The 15,327-nt window shown below is 69.6% G+C and carries 15 protein-coding genes; 5 read left to right on the top strand and 10 right to left on the bottom strand.

What is annotated here, in order from left to right; genetic code table 11:
* Positions 1-53 precede the first annotated feature (53 nt).
* The gene (gene miaA, locus GQR91_RS16725) at positions 54-980 is read right to left on the bottom strand and encodes a tRNA (adenosine(37)-N6)-dimethylallyltransferase MiaA (RefSeq protein WP_174236571.1); all 927 of its coding nucleotides are present in this window, start codon (positions 978-980) and stop codon (positions 54-56) included.
* Between miaA and serB the strand changes: the two genes are divergently transcribed.
* A complete protein-coding gene (serB, locus tag GQR91_RS16720; RefSeq protein WP_149680855.1) occupies positions 979-1,863 on the top strand; it encodes a phosphoserine phosphatase SerB in 885 nt (294 codons plus the stop codon). The genes miaA and serB overlap by 2 nt on opposite strands.
* A gap of 19 nt (positions 1,864-1,882) precedes the next feature.
* Here serB and GQR91_RS16715 read toward each other — a convergent pair whose 3' ends face one another.
* Entirely contained in the window at positions 1,883-2,869 is a 987-nt protein-coding gene (locus tag GQR91_RS16715) for an SPOR domain-containing protein (protein ID WP_149680854.1), read from the bottom strand.
* A 146-nt stretch (positions 2,870-3,015) separates the two neighbouring features.
* On the opposite strand from GQR91_RS16715, the gene GQR91_RS16710 reads away from it, so the two are divergent.
* Genes GQR91_RS16710 through GQR91_RS16700 form a run of 3 tightly spaced genes read left to right on the top strand, consistent with a single transcriptional unit; the run spans position 3,016 to position 5,424 of the window.
* The gene (locus GQR91_RS16710; RefSeq protein ID WP_149680853.1) at positions 3,016-3,729 is read left to right on the top strand and encodes a ParA family protein; all 714 of its coding nucleotides are present in this window, start codon (positions 3,016-3,018) and stop codon (positions 3,727-3,729) included.
* Positions 3,729-4,178, top strand: a complete 450-nt coding sequence (locus tag GQR91_RS16705; protein ID WP_112381054.1) for a hypothetical protein — start codon at positions 3,729-3,731, stop codon at positions 4,176-4,178. The genes GQR91_RS16710 and GQR91_RS16705 overlap by 1 nt, the downstream gene beginning before the upstream one ends.
* Position 4,179: 1 nt before the next feature.
* A complete protein-coding gene (locus GQR91_RS16700) occupies positions 4,180-5,424 on the top strand; it encodes an SPOR domain-containing protein (RefSeq protein ID WP_149680852.1) in 1,245 nt (414 codons plus the stop codon).
* A 7-nt stretch (positions 5,425-5,431) separates the two neighbouring features.
* Here GQR91_RS16700 and GQR91_RS16695 read toward each other — a convergent pair whose 3' ends face one another.
* The 8 genes from GQR91_RS16695 to coxB all read right to left on the bottom strand — a co-directional run bounded on the left by GQR91_RS16695 (position 5,432) and on the right by coxB (position 13,407).
* Positions 5,432-6,601: a BaiN/RdsA family NAD(P)/FAD-dependent oxidoreductase gene (locus GQR91_RS16695; protein WP_149680851.1), complete on the bottom strand. Its 1,170-nt coding sequence runs from the start codon at positions 6,599-6,601 to the stop codon at positions 5,432-5,434.
* Between the two features lie 499 nt (positions 6,602-7,100).
* A complete protein-coding gene (locus GQR91_RS16690; protein WP_149680850.1) occupies positions 7,101-7,280 on the bottom strand; it encodes a hypothetical protein in 180 nt (59 codons plus the stop codon).
* Positions 7,280-7,738 carry a GreA/GreB family elongation factor gene (locus GQR91_RS16685; protein ID WP_149680849.1) on the bottom strand — a complete coding sequence of 153 codons (459 nt, stop codon included), beginning with the start codon at positions 7,736-7,738 and terminating at the stop codon, positions 7,280-7,282. The genes GQR91_RS16690 and GQR91_RS16685 overlap by 1 nt, the downstream gene beginning before the upstream one ends.
* A 67-nt stretch (positions 7,739-7,805) precedes the next feature.
* Entirely contained in the window at positions 7,806-8,864 is a 1,059-nt protein-coding gene (locus GQR91_RS16680; protein ID WP_149680848.1) for a c-type cytochrome, read from the bottom strand.
* Entirely contained in the window at positions 8,861-9,472 is a 612-nt protein-coding gene (locus GQR91_RS16675) for a cytochrome c oxidase assembly protein (protein WP_149680847.1), read from the bottom strand. The genes GQR91_RS16680 and GQR91_RS16675 overlap by 4 nt, the downstream gene beginning before the upstream one ends.
* On the bottom strand, positions 9,469-9,849 hold the full coding sequence (locus tag GQR91_RS16670) for a hypothetical protein (RefSeq protein WP_149680846.1): 381 nt from the start codon (positions 9,847-9,849) through the stop codon (positions 9,469-9,471). Before GQR91_RS16670 ends, GQR91_RS16675 begins: the two co-directional genes overlap by 4 nt.
* A 25-nt stretch (positions 9,850-9,874) precedes the next feature.
* Positions 9,875-12,394 carry a cytochrome c oxidase subunit I gene (ctaD, locus tag GQR91_RS16665; protein ID WP_149680845.1) on the bottom strand — a complete coding sequence of 840 codons (2,520 nt, stop codon included), beginning with the start codon at positions 12,392-12,394 and terminating at the stop codon, positions 9,875-9,877.
* A complete protein-coding gene (gene coxB / locus GQR91_RS16660) occupies positions 12,391-13,407 on the bottom strand; it encodes a cytochrome c oxidase subunit II (protein ID WP_375781575.1) in 1,017 nt (338 codons plus the stop codon). The genes ctaD and coxB overlap by 4 nt, the downstream gene beginning before the upstream one ends.
* 163 nt (positions 13,408-13,570) lie before the next feature.
* On the opposite strand from coxB, the gene GQR91_RS16655 reads away from it, so the two are divergent.
* On the top strand, positions 13,571-15,271 hold the full coding sequence (locus GQR91_RS16655; protein WP_112381044.1) for a DEAD/DEAH box helicase: 1,701 nt from the start codon (positions 13,571-13,573) through the stop codon (positions 15,269-15,271).
* Positions 15,272-15,327: the final 56 nt, after the last annotated feature.

Raw genomic sequence — 15,327 nt, 5'->3', positions numbered from 1 at the left:
TGTAGCGCCTCGTCCAAGGGGCGGCTACCGATGATAAAAGTTCGTGTCAACCATCAGTTTCGTAATAAAATGTCCGCTGCATCGCGGCGCGTTTTATGTTCATGGCCAAAAACGCGGACCCAATCATCGTCCAACTGGTTGCGAAACCACGTATATTGCCGCTTGGCATAGCGTCGGGTGGCGAGTGCGCCGGCGGCGGCGGCCTCGTCGGGAGAAAGGTGTCCGGCGAGCAGCGCGGTAGCCTCGGGCACCCCGATCGCGCGTCGGATGGGCGCGTCTGCGGCAAGGTCGGTGCGGGCGACGAGTGCTGCGACCTCCTCCAGTCCGGTGGCGAGCATGTCGGCGAAGCGGGCGTCGATGCGCGCGAACAGCCAGTCCCGATCGGGGAGGAGAACGAGGGCACGGGGCTCGATCGTGTCGGCGATGCCGCCATGCCTGTGCGCCTGCCATGCGGCGAGTGGACGGCCGGTGGAGCGGACGACCTCCAGCGCGCGGGCGACGCGGGTGGTGTCGGCGGGGTTGAGGCGGGCGGCGGCCGCCGGATCCTCGACCATCAGCGCGGCATGGGCCTGTGCGACGGGTAGGGCGCGAACGGCGGCGCGGACGCTTGCGTCGATGGCGGGAACCGGCGCGATGCCATCCAGCAGGGTACGCAGATAAAGGCCGGTGCCGCCGACCAGGATGGGAAGCCGGTCCTCGGCCAGCGCCTCGGCGATCGCGGCCTTTGCATCGCTGGCCCAGCGGGCGGCGGAGTAGCCGGCATCCGCACCATCGACATGGCCGAACAGGCGGTGGGGCACGCGTGCTTCCTCCTCGACCGGGGGCCTTGCGGTCAGGATGCGCAGGTCGCGGTAAACCTGGGCGGAGTCGGCGTTGATGATCGTGCCGCGGTGCGCCAGCGCAAGGTCCAGCGCGAGAGCGGACTTGCCGCTGGCGGTTGGCCCTGCGATGAGCGCGACCTTCGGTAAAGGAGCCTTCATGTTCACAGCGACGCTGATAGCAGCAGGTGGCCGGCTGGCCGACGGGGATTTGCAGGCGGCGGCGGATCGGCTGGCGGCCGCATCCATCGAGCCGGGGGCGCGGCGCTGGATCGATCGCGGCGTGGCCGCCGATATCGACTTTGCGGGCGACCCGCTGGTGGCTCGCGAAGCGCTGGAGGGCGCGTTCGCCACGACGGATATCGTGGTGCAGCCGAGCGAGGGACGCGAAAAGCGGCTGCTGGTCGCGGACATGGATTCGACCATGATCACGGTCGAGTGCATCGACGAGCTGGCCGATTATGCCGGGATCAAGGCGGAGGTCGCCGAGGTGACCGAGCGGGCGATGCGCGGCGAGCTGGATTTCGGGGCGGCGCTGGATGCGCGCGTCGCGCTGCTGGAAGGGCTGGACGAGCGCGTGATCGCGCAGTGCCTGGCCGAACGCGTGACCCTGATGGCGGGCGCACGGACGCTGGTGCGCACGATGAAGGCGCGCGGCAGCCTGACCGTGCTGGTGTCGGGCGGTTTCACCCGCTTTGCCGAGCCGGTCGCGGCCGAGATCGGGTTCGACCGGGCGATCGCCAATGTGCTGGAAATCGAGGGCGGACGGCTGACGGGCCGGGTGCGCAAGCCGATCGTGGGGTCGGACACCAAGGAGGCGACGCTGCTGGCGGCACTGGCCGAGCGCGGGCTGGAGCCGGGCGCGAGCATGGCGGTGGGCGACGGCGCGAACGACCTGGCGATGATCCGCCGTGCCGGGCTTGGCATCGCGTTCCGGGCCAAGCCGATCGTCGCGGGCGCAGCGGGCGCGCGGGTGGATCATGGCGACCTGACCGCGCTGCTCCATGCGCAAGGGATTGCGCAGAGCGCGTGGGTGGAGGGCTGACCCCTCCACCCGGTCGCGATCAGCCGTTCACCACCACGCAGGGCACGCCGGAGCGGGCACAGGCCTGGGTCGCGGCGGCGCGGGTGGCATAGCCGCCGGCCTGAAGCCGGGTGACGCCGCCGGCGGGGACGTAGAAGGGTTGGGCGCCGGTCAGCCTGGCGCGGACCTTGCCCCACTGCGCCTCGGCATTGGCGCGGTCGCGAAAGGCGCCGAGCTGGATGCGCCACGCACCGGATTTGGCGGGGGTCGCCGCGGGCTTGGCTACAACCGGGGTCGGCTTGGGCGCAGCCGGGGTCGGCTTTGCGGCGACGGGGGTGGGTTTCGGCGCGACAGGGGACGAGGCGGGCAGCGGCGTGGTGCGGATGGCCGGCTGGCGCGGTGCCGGCGGCGTCGCGGCCGGGGTGGCGGCCAGCGTCGGCCGGGGAGCGAGGGTGCGGGCCTGCGCGGCATATTGCTGGGCCAGGCGCGTGCCGCGTTCGCGATCGGCGGGCGTGATATACTGGTCCATCTGCAACAGCGTCTCGGACGCGGCGTTGAGCCCGGCCTGCGACGCGCGGGTCATCAGCGCATAGGCTCGCGGATAGTCGCGCGTCACGCCATCGCCGTTGAAGAGCATGGTGCCGAGCACGAGCTGCGCGCGCGGTTCGCCGCGGCCGACCGACTTTTCCAGCCAGGGCACGGCGTCGCCCTTCTTGCCGGACTGGAACAGGGCGAGGCCATAATTGTCCTGCGCCTGTTCATGGCCCTGCTGCGCGGCCTTGCGGAACCAGCTTTCGGCGAGCGCGGGGTCCAGCGGCACGCCGCGGCCGAGCTTGTAGGCCTGCGCCAGATTGAACTGCGCGTCCGGGTCGCCGGCGACCGCGGGGCCGCGCCATTGTTCGACCGCAGCCTTGTAGTCGCCGCGGCCCCAGGCATCCACGCCGGCTTTCACATCGGCGCCCGCGGGCCATGCCGCGCCCATCGATGCCGCCACCAACAGCAAGCCAAGCATCCGCTTCATCACCATCGACCCTTATTCCTGTTCATCGGCCCTGCGACACGTTCCAACCATAGTGGACCGGATCGGACACGGAACGGTGTTAACCCATCCTTATCGGGCCTGGTGCCACCAGAGCGCTTAACAAAGGGCTCCATAGCGGAGAACGGGGGAATATGCGCGTTCTGGCGATGGCATCGCAAAAGGGCGGGTCGGGGAAGACGACCCTGTCCGGACATCTGGCCGTGCAGGCCGAACTGGCGGGGCAGGGCCCGGTCGTGCTGATCGACATCGATCCGCAAGGGTCGCTGGCGGACTGGTGGAACGAGCGGGAGGCGCCGACGCCCGCCTTTGCGCAGACCAACGTGACAAGGCTGGCGGCCGACCTGGAGACGTTGCGGCAGGAGGGTTTCCGGCTGGCGGTGATCGACACGCCGCCCGCGATCACCATGGCGATCCAGAGCGTGATCGCGGTGGCCGAGCTGATCGTCATCCCGACGCGGCCGAGCCCGCACGACCTGCGCGCGGTGGGGGCGACGGTGGATCTGTGCGACCGGGCGGGCAAGCCGCTGCTGTTCGTGGTCAACGCCGCCACACCCAAGGCGCGGATCACCACCGAGGCGACGCTGGCACTGGCGCAGCATGGCACGGTGGCGCCGGTCACGATCCACCAGCGCACCGATTTCGCCGCATCGATGATCGACGGGCGCACGGTGATGGAGGTGGATGCCAAGGGGCGCTCCGCCGCGGAGGTCGCCGCCTTGTGGACCTATGTGTCGGATCGGCTGGAGAAGAACTTCCGGCGTACCGTGTTCAGCGTGCCCTCTGCCGTGATTGGCGCGGGCGTGCGGCCACAGGCGAACGGCTTTGGCCGGCGGGTGGTGAGCTGATGGCCGCGCAGCCCAAGCCCGCGGCGTCGCTGTCGTCCGGGTTGCTCGCCCGCAAGGGCCAGGCGCGCCCGGCGATGCGGCGGCAGGACGCGGCCGGACCGGACGATCTGGGCTGGAACGACATGGGCGCGGGCGCGCCGGCACCGGACGTGTTGCCGCCCGTGCTGGTCGAACGGGCCGCGCTGGCACGCGAAGTGGCTGGCGGGCCGACCCTGTCGGCGGCGGCCGCCGCGCAAATCGGGCGCGACAGTGCCGCACAGGTGCGCAAGACGGGTCGGGCCGCATTCACGTTGCGCCTGGACGGCGAGCGGCATCTGCGGCTGCGGCTGGCGAGTGCACTGGCGCATCAATCCGCGCAAAGCCTGGTGACGCAGGCGCTGGACCAGTTTCTGGCAACGATGCCCCAGGTGGATGCGCTGGCCGTCCAGGTATCGGCAAAGGACGGCTGATATGACGCGATCGATCATTGCGCTGGGCGTGTCCGCCCTGGTGCTCGGCAGTGCCGTGAGCGGCTGTGCGGTGCAATCGCGCAGCGTGACGCCGGCAGTGGCGAATGGCGGCGATGCGCAGGCGGTGAAGGCAGCGGCCAAGGCGGCGAAGCGTGCGCAGCGTGCTTTGGCGAAGCAGGATGCCGCGGCGGCGGTCGGCTTTGCCGAGGAAGCGGTGCGCCTGCGGCCACGCGATGCCAGATACCGGCTGGTGCTGGCGCAAAGCTATCTGAAGACGGGTCGGTTCGTCGCGGCGCGGGCGGCCTTTGGCGATGTGCTGGCGCTGGAGCCGGACAATGGGCGCGCCGCACTGAACCTGGCGCTGACGACGATCGCGGGTGGCGACTGGCTGGCGGCGCGGGGCGTGCTGGCCGAACATGCCACGCGGATTCCGGCGGCGGACCATGGACTGGCACTGGCGCTGGCGGGTGATCCGGCCGGCGCGGTGGCGATGCTGACCGCGGCGGCGCGCGAACCCGGTGCGGGCGCACAGGTGCGCCAGAACCTGGCGCTGGCGCTGGCGCTGGCCGGCAATTGGCAGATGGCGCGGGTGGTGGCGGCGACCGACATGTTGCCGGCGGATGTCGATGCGCGGATGCAGCAATGGGCGGACTTCGCGCAGCCGCATGGCGCCGCGGACCAGGTGGCGACGCTGTTGGGGGTGACGCCGGTTGCGGACGCAGGGCAGCCCCTGACGCTGGCACTGCACGCGCCGACGCCGGTGGCGCCGCCCCAGCTTGCCGAGAAGGTGGGCGCCGAGCAGATCGAGGACGCGCCGATGCAGCCGGTGCCGCCGGTAACGAGACCGCCGGCGATCGTGTTCGCGGCGCCGCGTGAAGTGGTGCAGTCCCTGCACGGCAGGACCCGCGTCGGCGGGGACCCGGTGGTCCCGCGGCGTGCCGATCCGGCAACGGGGGAATGGTACGTCCAACTGGGCGCCTATGGCAGTGCGGAGGGCGCACGCGAGGCGTGGAGCCGGATCGCGCAGCGGCTTGCCCGGATCGGGGAACATGCGCCGCGCAGCACGACCTTCCGGTCGGCGGACGGCACGGTGTACCGGCTGTCGGTCGGCGGGTTCGCACGGGGCGATGCCGAGGGGCTGTGCCGGCGATTGAAGATGGCGGGCGGCGACTGTTTCGTGCGGCGGCAGGCGGGCGACCGGGTGGCGGCATGGGCGCGCGGCGGGATCATGCTGGCCGCGCGCTGACCGGGCGTCACAGCGTCTGTGCGCAGGCCCAGCCGCTGGCCCATGCCCATTGGAAATTGTAGCCGCCGAGCCAGCCGGTGACGTCCACCGCCTCGCCGATCGCATACAGGCCGGGGACGCGGGTGGCCTGCATATCCTGTGACGACAGCTCGGCGGTGGCGATGCCGCCGACGGTGACCTCCGCCTTGGCAAGCCCCTCGGACCCGTTGGGGGTGAAGGACCAGCGCGACAGCCGATCGGTGGCGGCACGCAAAGCCTTGTCCGTGCAGCCGGCAAGATCGGGGGCGAGGGCGAGGCGATCGGCCAGCGTTTCGGCGAGACGGTCGGGCAGGTGGGTAGCCAATGCCCGGCGCGGCGAGAGGCGCGGCGTCGCGCGCTTGGCGGCGATCAGCCAGTCGGGGTCCATATCGGGCAGGAAGTCGATCGTCACCGCATCGCCGTGGCGCCAATAGGACGAGACCTGCAGGATGGCGGGGCCGGACAGGCCGCGATGCGTGAACAGCGCGGCTTCGCGAAACTGCGCCTTGTGACAGCGGGCGACGACCTCTGTCGCGACGCCCGACAGGCTGCGGAACAGGGTTTCCTCGCCACCCAGCGTAAGCGGGACGAGCGCGGGCCGCGGCTCGACCACCTTCAGGCCGAAGCGACGGGCGAGATCATAGGCGAAGCCGGTCGCGCCCATCTTGGGAATGCTCGGCCCGCCGGTGGCGATAACCAGGCGGTCCGCCTCATGGGTGAGGCCGCCATGGCGGACGCGGAAGCGGCCATCGGCATGGGCGACATCGGTGATCGGCTGGCCCAGTTCGATCCGCACGCCGCCCCGGTCGCATTCGTCGAGCAGCATGATGACGATCTGGCGCGCGGAGCCGTCGCAGAATAGCTGCCCGAGCGTTTTTTCGTGCCAGGCGATGCCGTGCGCCTCGACCAGCGCGAGGAAGTCGGCGGCGGTGTAGCGGCGCAGCGCCGATTTGGCAAAATGCGGGTTCGCCGACAGGAAGCGGTCGGGGGCGGTGCCGATATTGGTGAAGTTGCAGCGGCCGCCGCCCGAGATCAGGATCTTCTTGCCCGGCGCATCGGCATGGTCGAGCACCAGGATGCGCCGCCCGCGCTGGCCGGCGACGGCGGCCGCCATGAGGCCGGCGGCACCGGCGCCGAGAATGATCGCGTCATAGTGCATTGTTGGATTCGCCGGCTTGACGGGGGTGGGGTGGCTGCGGCGACTCGTAAGTGGACACTACACCCCCTGGGCCGTGTCCACTTACCGTTTTTGCAATCGTCGGTTTGAGGGAGGGGGTCGGTCTTTGCGCGGCCGGGGTCATGGCCGGGACATAGGGGATGGGGGGTGTGTAGGACAGCGGATTTGGTTCTTGCGGAGGCGCGGAGGCGCGAAGAGAAGGAAGGAGGTTGGTTCGCGCGGAGGCGCGGAGAGAAGGAAGAAGGTCGGTTCACGCGAAGACGCGAAGGCGCGAAGAGAAGAAAGAAGGTTGGTTCGCGCGGAGACGCGGAGACGCGGAGGTGTTGCGTTCGTGGTGAAGACGCGCCTCCTCTCGTTCGGAAGACGATGTTGAAGCCAATGGGGTTCGAGAGCCTTCGGCTTGGGAAACTCTCCGCGTCTCCGCGTCTCCGCGTGGAACAACCTTCTTTGCGGCTTCGCGGCTTCGCGTGAACCATCTCTCTTAACGCAGCTTCGTGATAGAGAGACCGTCTTCCTTGGCGCGCTGTTTGATCGACTCCTCGCTGCGGGTCATCGCCTTGGATATCGCTTTGAGCGCCATGCCCTTCTTGGCGAGGGTGTGCAGCTTCTGGATCTCGTCGGGGCGCCAGGACTGGCGGTGGCGTTCGAACTTTTCGGCCATCAGATCGGCTCCACGCTGTCGAGGGTGATCGCATCGGCGCGGCCGGCGAAGTCGAGTTGCTCGCCGGGGATGGCGCCGATCAGGGCGCGGGCGAGGGGGGCGGAGAAGGCGATGCGGTCGGCGGCAGGGTCCGCCTCGTCATGGCCGACGATCTCCAGCGTGCGGCTCTGCCCGTTCAGGCGGAAGCGGACACGGGTGCCGATGCCGGCCTCGTCCGACCCGGGCGGGGGTGCGAGTTCGGCGGTGGCAGCGCGCGTGTTCCAGTAGCGGAGGTCGCGCTTGAGCGCGTCCCTGGCGTCGGCGGGGGCCGCGGCGATCCGGCGTTCCAGCTCGGCGACGCGGTCGCGGATCAGCGCCAGACCGCGCGGCGTGACGAGGTTGGGGCCGGGCGGGATCGGCAGCTCGAACTTGGGTTCGAGATGTTCCTCGTCGGATTCTCGGCGAAAGGCTACGCTCATGGATGAACAACGCTTTGGGGCATGGCGCGGGTCCATGGCCGGGGCGGGCGCCGCCCGCAATAGCGGCCTAGCGCTGCCCCGCCAGATAGCGTGCCAGCCGGTCGATCATCTCGTCGGGGATGCGGCGGGCGATGACCGGCATGGTGGCATGGGTCTTGCGCGCGTCGACGACATTCTTGTCACCTTTCCAGTGCCGTAGCCGCTGGGCGAGGTAGAGGGGCTTTTGGCCCGACAGGACGGGGTAGGGTTTGCCGGGGGCGTGGCAGCTGGCGCAGGCGGGAAGTTGCAGGCGCGGGATGCCCTGCTGGACGATGCGGCGTGCCATGGGGTCCGGCGCGGGGGCGGCGGGGGCGAGGCCGGGCATGGCGGCAAAGTGGGTGGCGAGGGCGCGCATCTCCTGCTCGGTCAGCGCGGCGGCGGCGTTCTGCATCACCGCGCTGTGGCGGGCACCGGTGGCGTAGGCGCGCAGGGCGGTGAGCAGATAGGCGGGGCTCTGACCGCCCAGGACGGGGATGTCCGGCTGGTTGCGGCCGCGGCCGTCCGCGCCGTGGCAGGCGATGCAGCCGGTGAGTGTGGCGGTACGGATGCCGCGGACGCCGACGGTGCCGGCAGCGGCGGCATCCTGGGTCAGCGCGCGGTACTGCGCGGGGGTCATGCCCGGCAACGCGCGGACGAAGGCGACCATGGCCCGGATCTCGTCGCCGCGTTCCGGTGCGGGCCAGGCGGGCATGCCGCTATATTTCACGCCGTGTTTCAGGATCCAGTAGAGCTGCTTGTCGGTCCATTGCCGGGCGTTGACGGACAGGTCGGGGGCGGGGGGCGTGGCGGCCTGCATGACGGGGGAGGGACGCTGGCCGGGGGCGCCGTGGCAGGAGGCGCAGGCGCCGGCGAAATGGCCGGCGGCGCTGACGAGGACGCGAGGGGCCTTGGGGTCGTCGGGCGCGGAAAAGGCGGCGTGCGTCTTCACCGAATTGCGCATGACCCAGTGGAGGAACCAGTCGGTGACCGGCCAGTGCCCGCTGGAGGCGGCGACGTTGAAGAGGCCGGACCAGGCAAAGAGCATGCCGGCGGCGAACAGGCCGAACAGCGTGGCGGCGACGCGTTTCCAGGTGAGGCGTATCGTCATGACCGGGCTTCCCGCAGGCGGAGCAGGCTGGCGAGCATGGCAAGCCCGCCGAAGAAATAGGCGGCCGCGCCGATCATCAGCATGACGACGCCGCCGACCTGTTGATCGGCGAGCGGCTCCATGCCGTGCGCGGCGTGGAGGCCGGCATAAAGCGGTCGGGGCGCCAGTCCGATCAGCGCACCGAGCAGGGTCATGTGCATCGAGGTGAGCAGCATCGCCGCCACCCCCCCGGCGCGGCGCGCCCAGCGGGCGTCACCCGCCGCCCCCAGCGCGGCGGACCAGAGCAGCAGGCCGGCGACGAGGAAGCTGGCCTGTTCGGCGATCAGGACGAGCGGGTAAGCCTCGGCCGCGAGGCGGAGTGCGGGTACGTGCCAACTCCACACCACGACCAGTTCGACCACGGACATGGCGAGCGGCGTGACGATGCGGGGAAAGCGCGTCGCGGGATCGGCCGACGTGCCGGCGATGGCGAAGGCGAGCAGGGGCGCGGCCACCGCGACCGCGATCATGTGCCCGGCCATGTGGCCGATCATGCCAAAGCCGCTGCCGGCAAAGGCCCAGCCCAGCAGGAGAAACGCCGCACCGGCGGCAAGGCACAGGCGCCTCATCGGCAATCGTTCAGCAGGATGACGGGCAGCGCGGTGAAGATCACGCCGACAAAGCTGAGCGCGGCGAGAAGCAGCGTGGCGGTGGCGAGAAAGCGCAGCCGGTCGATATCGGTGCCCTGTTCGTGCGGGGGCGGATCGCCCGGCGCGCGCGACTGGACAAAGGCGATCCAGCCCGAGACGAGGATGATCCCGAGCGCCACCACCGTGCCGATGGTGAAGGCGGTGGGAAAGAGCGACCATTCGCCAAGCTTCGCGCAGGACACCGCCGCCCAGATATAGGAAAACAGGAAATGCACCGCCCAGACGCCGGGCGGCACGATGAGCGTCCACAGCGTGACCTTCAGCCGCTTCACGCGGTTGCGGAAGCCGGGTTTCATACGGATCGCTCCTGCGCCCGCCCCATCACGCCACCGCCGGGAACAGGCCGATCGTCGCATAGGCGACAAGGGCGGTGAGGGCGAGGAAGTGCTGATACACGGTGATGTTGCGGATGTCGGCGTCGTAGGTGGGGGTCATGCGCCCCGCGAGGCTGCGGGCGAGCGCATAGCCCTGCATGATCGCACCGATGCCGGCGTGCACCGCGGTCCAGATCGCGAGCGTCCAGACGATGGCGGGGTAGACATGCGCCTCCGGGTTCATCGCATATTGCCATGGGCCGGCCAGCCCGGCGAACAGGCTGGCGAAGGTGGCAAGCAGGCTGGCGACGAGCAGGGTGCGGGCCAGCGTCACCTTGCCGCGGGCATGCACCTCACGGGTCGCGATCGTGCCGGCCCAGCCGACCAGCGTCAGGGCCAGGGCGACCATCGGCCAGACCATGCCGGGGCCGGGAAAGGCGGGCGGCGGGAATTCGGCATGGATCGTCCAGAAGAAATAATAGCCGAAGACGAGGCCGGAAAAGGCGGTGGCGTCGGCCATCATGGTGATGAACATCGCCCACCAGCCCGAGGACGACGGGCCGGAAAGATAGAGCGGCACCTCCAGCCCGTGGCCGATCGGCTTGCACGGCTTCTCCGGGATCTCGGCGGTGCCGGTCCATAGCCACCAGAGCACCATGGCGAGCGTGGCGAAGGCGGCGAACAGCGCGGCCATGTAGAGATGATAGGTGGTCAGGATGAACACCGCGCCGAGCACGATGGCGGTCAGCATCGGCTTCCAGCTCGGCGTGCCGAGGCGGATGACGGCGATGGGGCGCGCATCGAGCACGGTGGTGATGATCGTCTCGCGCCGGCCCTCCTCCGCATCGGGCAGGAAGAAGCGGCCTTCGTCGACCTTCTTCACGAAATCCTTCTGGTCCCAGATCGGATAACGGCTCTCGATCAGGGGGACCGAGCGGATGCCCCAGTCCTCGTCATCGGGCAGGGCCAGCCATTCGAGCGTGCCGGCGTTCCATGGGTTGCGCTTGCCCTTGGGCCGGGTGGGGGAGAGTGCGAGGTCGAGGCAGACGATCGCGACGCCGGCGGCGAACAGATAGGCGCCGATCGTCGAGGCGAGGTTCAACCCGCCGATGCCCAGTTCGGCCGGATAGGTGAAGACGCGGCGGGGCATACCCTCCAGCCCCGACAGGTGCATGGGGAAGAAGGCGAGATTGGCGCCGACGAACATGATCCAGAAGGCGATGCGGCCCATGCGGTCGGACAGTTTCTTGCCGGTGATCAGCGGCCAGTAATAATAGAGGCCGCCGAACAGCGGCAGCAGCGTGCCGCCGATCAGCACGTAATGGAGATGGGCGACGACGAAATAGGTGTCGTGCGCCTGCCAGTCGAACGGCGCGACCGCGACCATCACCCCGGTCAGGCCGCCGACGACGAAGATGGCGAGGCTGCCGGATGCATACAGGAGCGGCGTCGACCATTTCACCTTGCCCGCCCAGAGGGTGGCGATGAAGGCGAAGATCTGGATCCCCGTCGGGATTGCCACCGCCTCGGACGCGGCCGAGAAGAAGGCCAGGCTGATCTTGGGCAGGCCGGTCGCGAACATGTGGTGCACCCACAGGCCGAACGATAGGAAGGCGGTGCCGACCGCAGCCAGCACGATCCACGGATAGCCGAGCAGATGCCTTTGCGCAAAAGTGGGGATCAGCATCGCGAACAGCGCGATCGACGGCAGGAAGACGATATAGACCTCCGGGTGGCCGAAGATCCAGAACAGGTGCTGCCAGAGAAGCGGATCGCCGCCGCGCGCGGCATCGAAGAAGGGCCAGCCGAGCAGCCGCTCCATTTCGAACAGGACGTCGCCGGCGATCAGCGGCGGGAAGGCGAACAGGATCATCACCGCCACGACCAGGATGTACCAGGCATAGAGCGGCATGAGGTTGAGGCGCATGCCCGGCGGGCGGCATTTGAGGACGCCGACGATCAGTTCGACCGCGGCGGCGACCGAGGACACCTCGATGAACGAGAGCCCCAGCATCCAGATGTCGGCGCCCAGCCCGGACAGGTCGGTGCGGGTGGTGAGCGGCGGATACATGAACCAGCCGCCATCGGGCGCGGCGTTGAAGAAGATCGAGCCCGACACGAAGACGCCGCCGATCAGGAACGACCAGTAGCCAAAGGCCGACAGGCGCGGGAAGGGCAAGTCGCGCGCGGCAAGAAGCTGCGGCAGGAGGATGATCGACACCGCCTCGAACATCGGCACGGCGAACAGGAACATCATCATCGAGCCGTGCAGCGTGAACAGCTGGTTGAAGGTGTTGGCCGAGACGAGGTCGTTGTCGGGCACGGCAAGCTGGGTGCGCATGATGAGCGCCAGGACGCCGGCGAACAGCATGAAGCCGAAGGCGGTCAGCGTGTACCACACGCCGACGCGGTTGTTGTTGGTATCCGTCCAGCGCAGGAACAGCCCCTCGGGCGGCTTCCACACGGCCCGCAGGCGTTCCTCCTGCGCGCGGCGGAGGTCCGGATCGTCTTGTGCGTGGAGGCTCATTTGAGGCCCTGAAGGTAGCGGGCGATGGCCGTTGCTTCGGCTTCACGCATCTGGGGGAAGGCGGGCATGCGCACGCCGGGCTTGGTCGCCTCAGGGTGGCGGATGAAGCGGGCGATGTTCTGGGTCGTCGGCTCCAGGATGCCGGCGGCGAGCGTCCGGCGGCTGCCGAAATGGGTGAGGTCGGGGCCGATCGTGCCCGCCTGCGTCGTGCCGCGGATGCTGTGGCAGGCGCCGCAGCCATAGCTGGCGAAAAGTTGCGCGCCGGCACCGGCTTCGGTTTGCGCGGGGCGTGCCTGCGCGGCGAGCCAGGCGTCGAACGCGGCGGGCGGCATGGCGACGACGTCGAACGCCATCAGCGCATGGCTGAGCCCGCAAAATTCGGTGCAGACGCCGCGGTAATGCCCCGGCTTCTCGGCGCGGACGACGAGATTGGTGACGCGGCCGGGGATCATGTCCATCTTGCCGGCAAGGCCCGGCACCCAGAAGCTGTGGATCACGTCTCCGGCGGTGAGTTCGAGCGACACGGTGCGGCCGACGGGCAGGCGCAGTTCGTTGGCGCCCTCGATCGGGCCGCCGGGGGTGCGATACTGGGTGCGCCACCAGAATTGCTGCGCATCGACGCGGATGCGCAGGTCGGCAGGGCCGACAGGGGCGGGCTTCATCATCGGCAGCGAATAGACGAGCAGCCCGCCGAGCAGGATCGTCGGAAAGACGCCGCCCAGCCACAGCACCATGCGCATGCCCTGTTGATGGGTGATCGCACCCTCGGCCGAGGTGACGGCACGGCGCATCAGCCAGAACAGGCCGGCGGCGAGCAGGACGGCACCGATCAACAGTAGGATCAGGAGCGAGCGCAGCGCATCCGCCTCTGCCCCGAACGGCGCGAGCGCGGACTGGTGCGTGTTGCAGCCGGAAAGCCAGGCCAGTCCCGAAACGGGGCACAGCCAACGAAGTGCACCCCCACGACCCCGGGTGCCTATCACCTTGATACGAAAGCCGCTGATCGCCGGCACCCCTTTTGCCCACCCCCCTGTAAAGAGTGGACCCAGCGCCGCGTCTGTGCCATGTGGCCGACGCATTTCACGGGACGCACCTAATCCAGGCTGGTCTGGATAACACTCGGAAGCCGGGAACGATCCTTGGTTTTCGAGATGCGATCCCCATTTCTGGAGCCTCATGCCCTTTTCGTCTCTCCCGACGCTTCTCTCCGAAGCGCTTGGTGCCCGCGGTTACGCGGCACCCACCCCCGTCCAGGCCGCCGTCATCGAGCCGGAGGCCATCGGCCGCGACCTGATCGTGTCCGCACAGACCGGTTCCGGCAAGACCGTCGCCTTCGGCATCGCCATGGCCGGCGAGCTGCTGGAGGACGGCACGCTGCCGCCGCCGCGCACGCCGCTGGCGCTGGTCATCGCACCCACGCGCGAACTGGCATTGCAGGTCAGCCGCGAACTCGCCTGGCTGTACGAAGGGGCGCGCGCGCGCATCTCTACCTGCGTCGGCGGCATGGATGCCAGCCGCGAGCGTCGCTCGCTGAGCAACGGCGCACATATCGTGGTCGGCACGCCCGGGCGTCTCCGCGACCATCTGGAGCGCGGTGCGCTCGACCTGTCGTCCTTGCGCGTCGCGGTGCTGGACGAGGCGGACGAGATGCTCGACATGGGCTTTCGCGAGGATCTGGAAGAGATACTCGACGCAACGCCGAACGAGCGGCGCACCTTGCTGTTCTCGGCCACCATGCCGCGTCCGATCGCGCAGCTGGCCAAGCGGTATCAACGCGATGCGCTGCGCATCGAGACGATCGGCGAGGAACGCGGCCATGCCGACATCGCCTATCAGGCGGTGACGGTGGCGCCGGCCGATATCGAGGCGGCGGTGGTCAACCTGCTGCGCCTGCACGAAGCGGAGACGGCGATCCTGTTCTGCGCGACGCGCGACAATGTCCGGCACCTGCACGCCAGCCTGGTCGAGCGCGGCTTCGCGGCGGTGGCGCTGTCGGGCGAGCATTCGCAGAACGAGCGCAACCACGCGCTGCAGGCCCTGCGCGATGGCCGTGCGCGGGTTTGCGTGGCGACCGACGTCGCGGCGCGCGGCATCGACCTGCCGGGCCTGACGCTGGTGGTGCATGTCGAGATCCCGCGCGATGCCGAGACGTTGCAGCACCGTTCGGGCCGGACCGGCCGCGCCGGACGCAAGGGCACCGCGATCCTGCTGGTGCCGTATCCGCGCCGTCGGCGCGTCGAGGGCATGTTGCGCGGGGCGCGCATCCAGGCGGAATGGCGCCGCCCGCCGACTCCGGAAGAAATCCGCGCGGGCGACCGCGAGCGGCTGCTGGCCGCGCTGCTCCAGCCGGTCGAGGTCGACGACGAGGACAAGGCGCTCGCTGAAAAGCTGATGGCCGAAAAGCCGGCGGACGAGATCGCCGCGGCGCTGGTGCGTGCGCATCGTGCCGCCATGCCGCAGCCCGAGGAGATGGTGGACAGTGGCGAGCGCGACGGCCGCAGCGACCAGCGCGAGCGGCGGGCCGGGTTTGAGGATACCGCCTGGTTCCGGATGAATGTCGGCCGGCGGCAGAATGCCGATCCGCGCTGGCTGATGCCGCTCCTATGCCGTCGCGGGCATATCACCCGCAACGAGATCGGCGCGATCCGCATCCAGCCGAACGAGACTTTGTTCGAAGTGCCGAGCGCGATCGCGGCGCGCTTCGCGGCGGCGCTGAAGCGTACCGCGGCCGAACATGCCGATGACGGGATCGAGATCGAGCCGGCCGAGGGCGGTGCGATGTCGAGCGGTCGCCCGCAGGGCCGTGCGCCGGCGGGTGCGGGTGGCCCCGGCGGTCCGCGTCGTCACGCGCGTGGACCGAAGGGGCCGCGGCGGTAACTTATTTTCCCTCTCCCCGCCGGGGAGAGGGAGGGGCCCGTCGCGTAGCGATGGGA

The organism is Sphingomonas carotinifaciens (genome assembly GCF_009789535.1).
GTDB classification, from domain to species: domain Bacteria; phylum Pseudomonadota; class Alphaproteobacteria; order Sphingomonadales; family Sphingomonadaceae; genus Sphingomonas; species Sphingomonas carotinifaciens.
The sequence above is the reverse complement of the archived record's forward strand: the minus strand, read 5'-3'. Positions and strand labels throughout refer to the sequence as shown.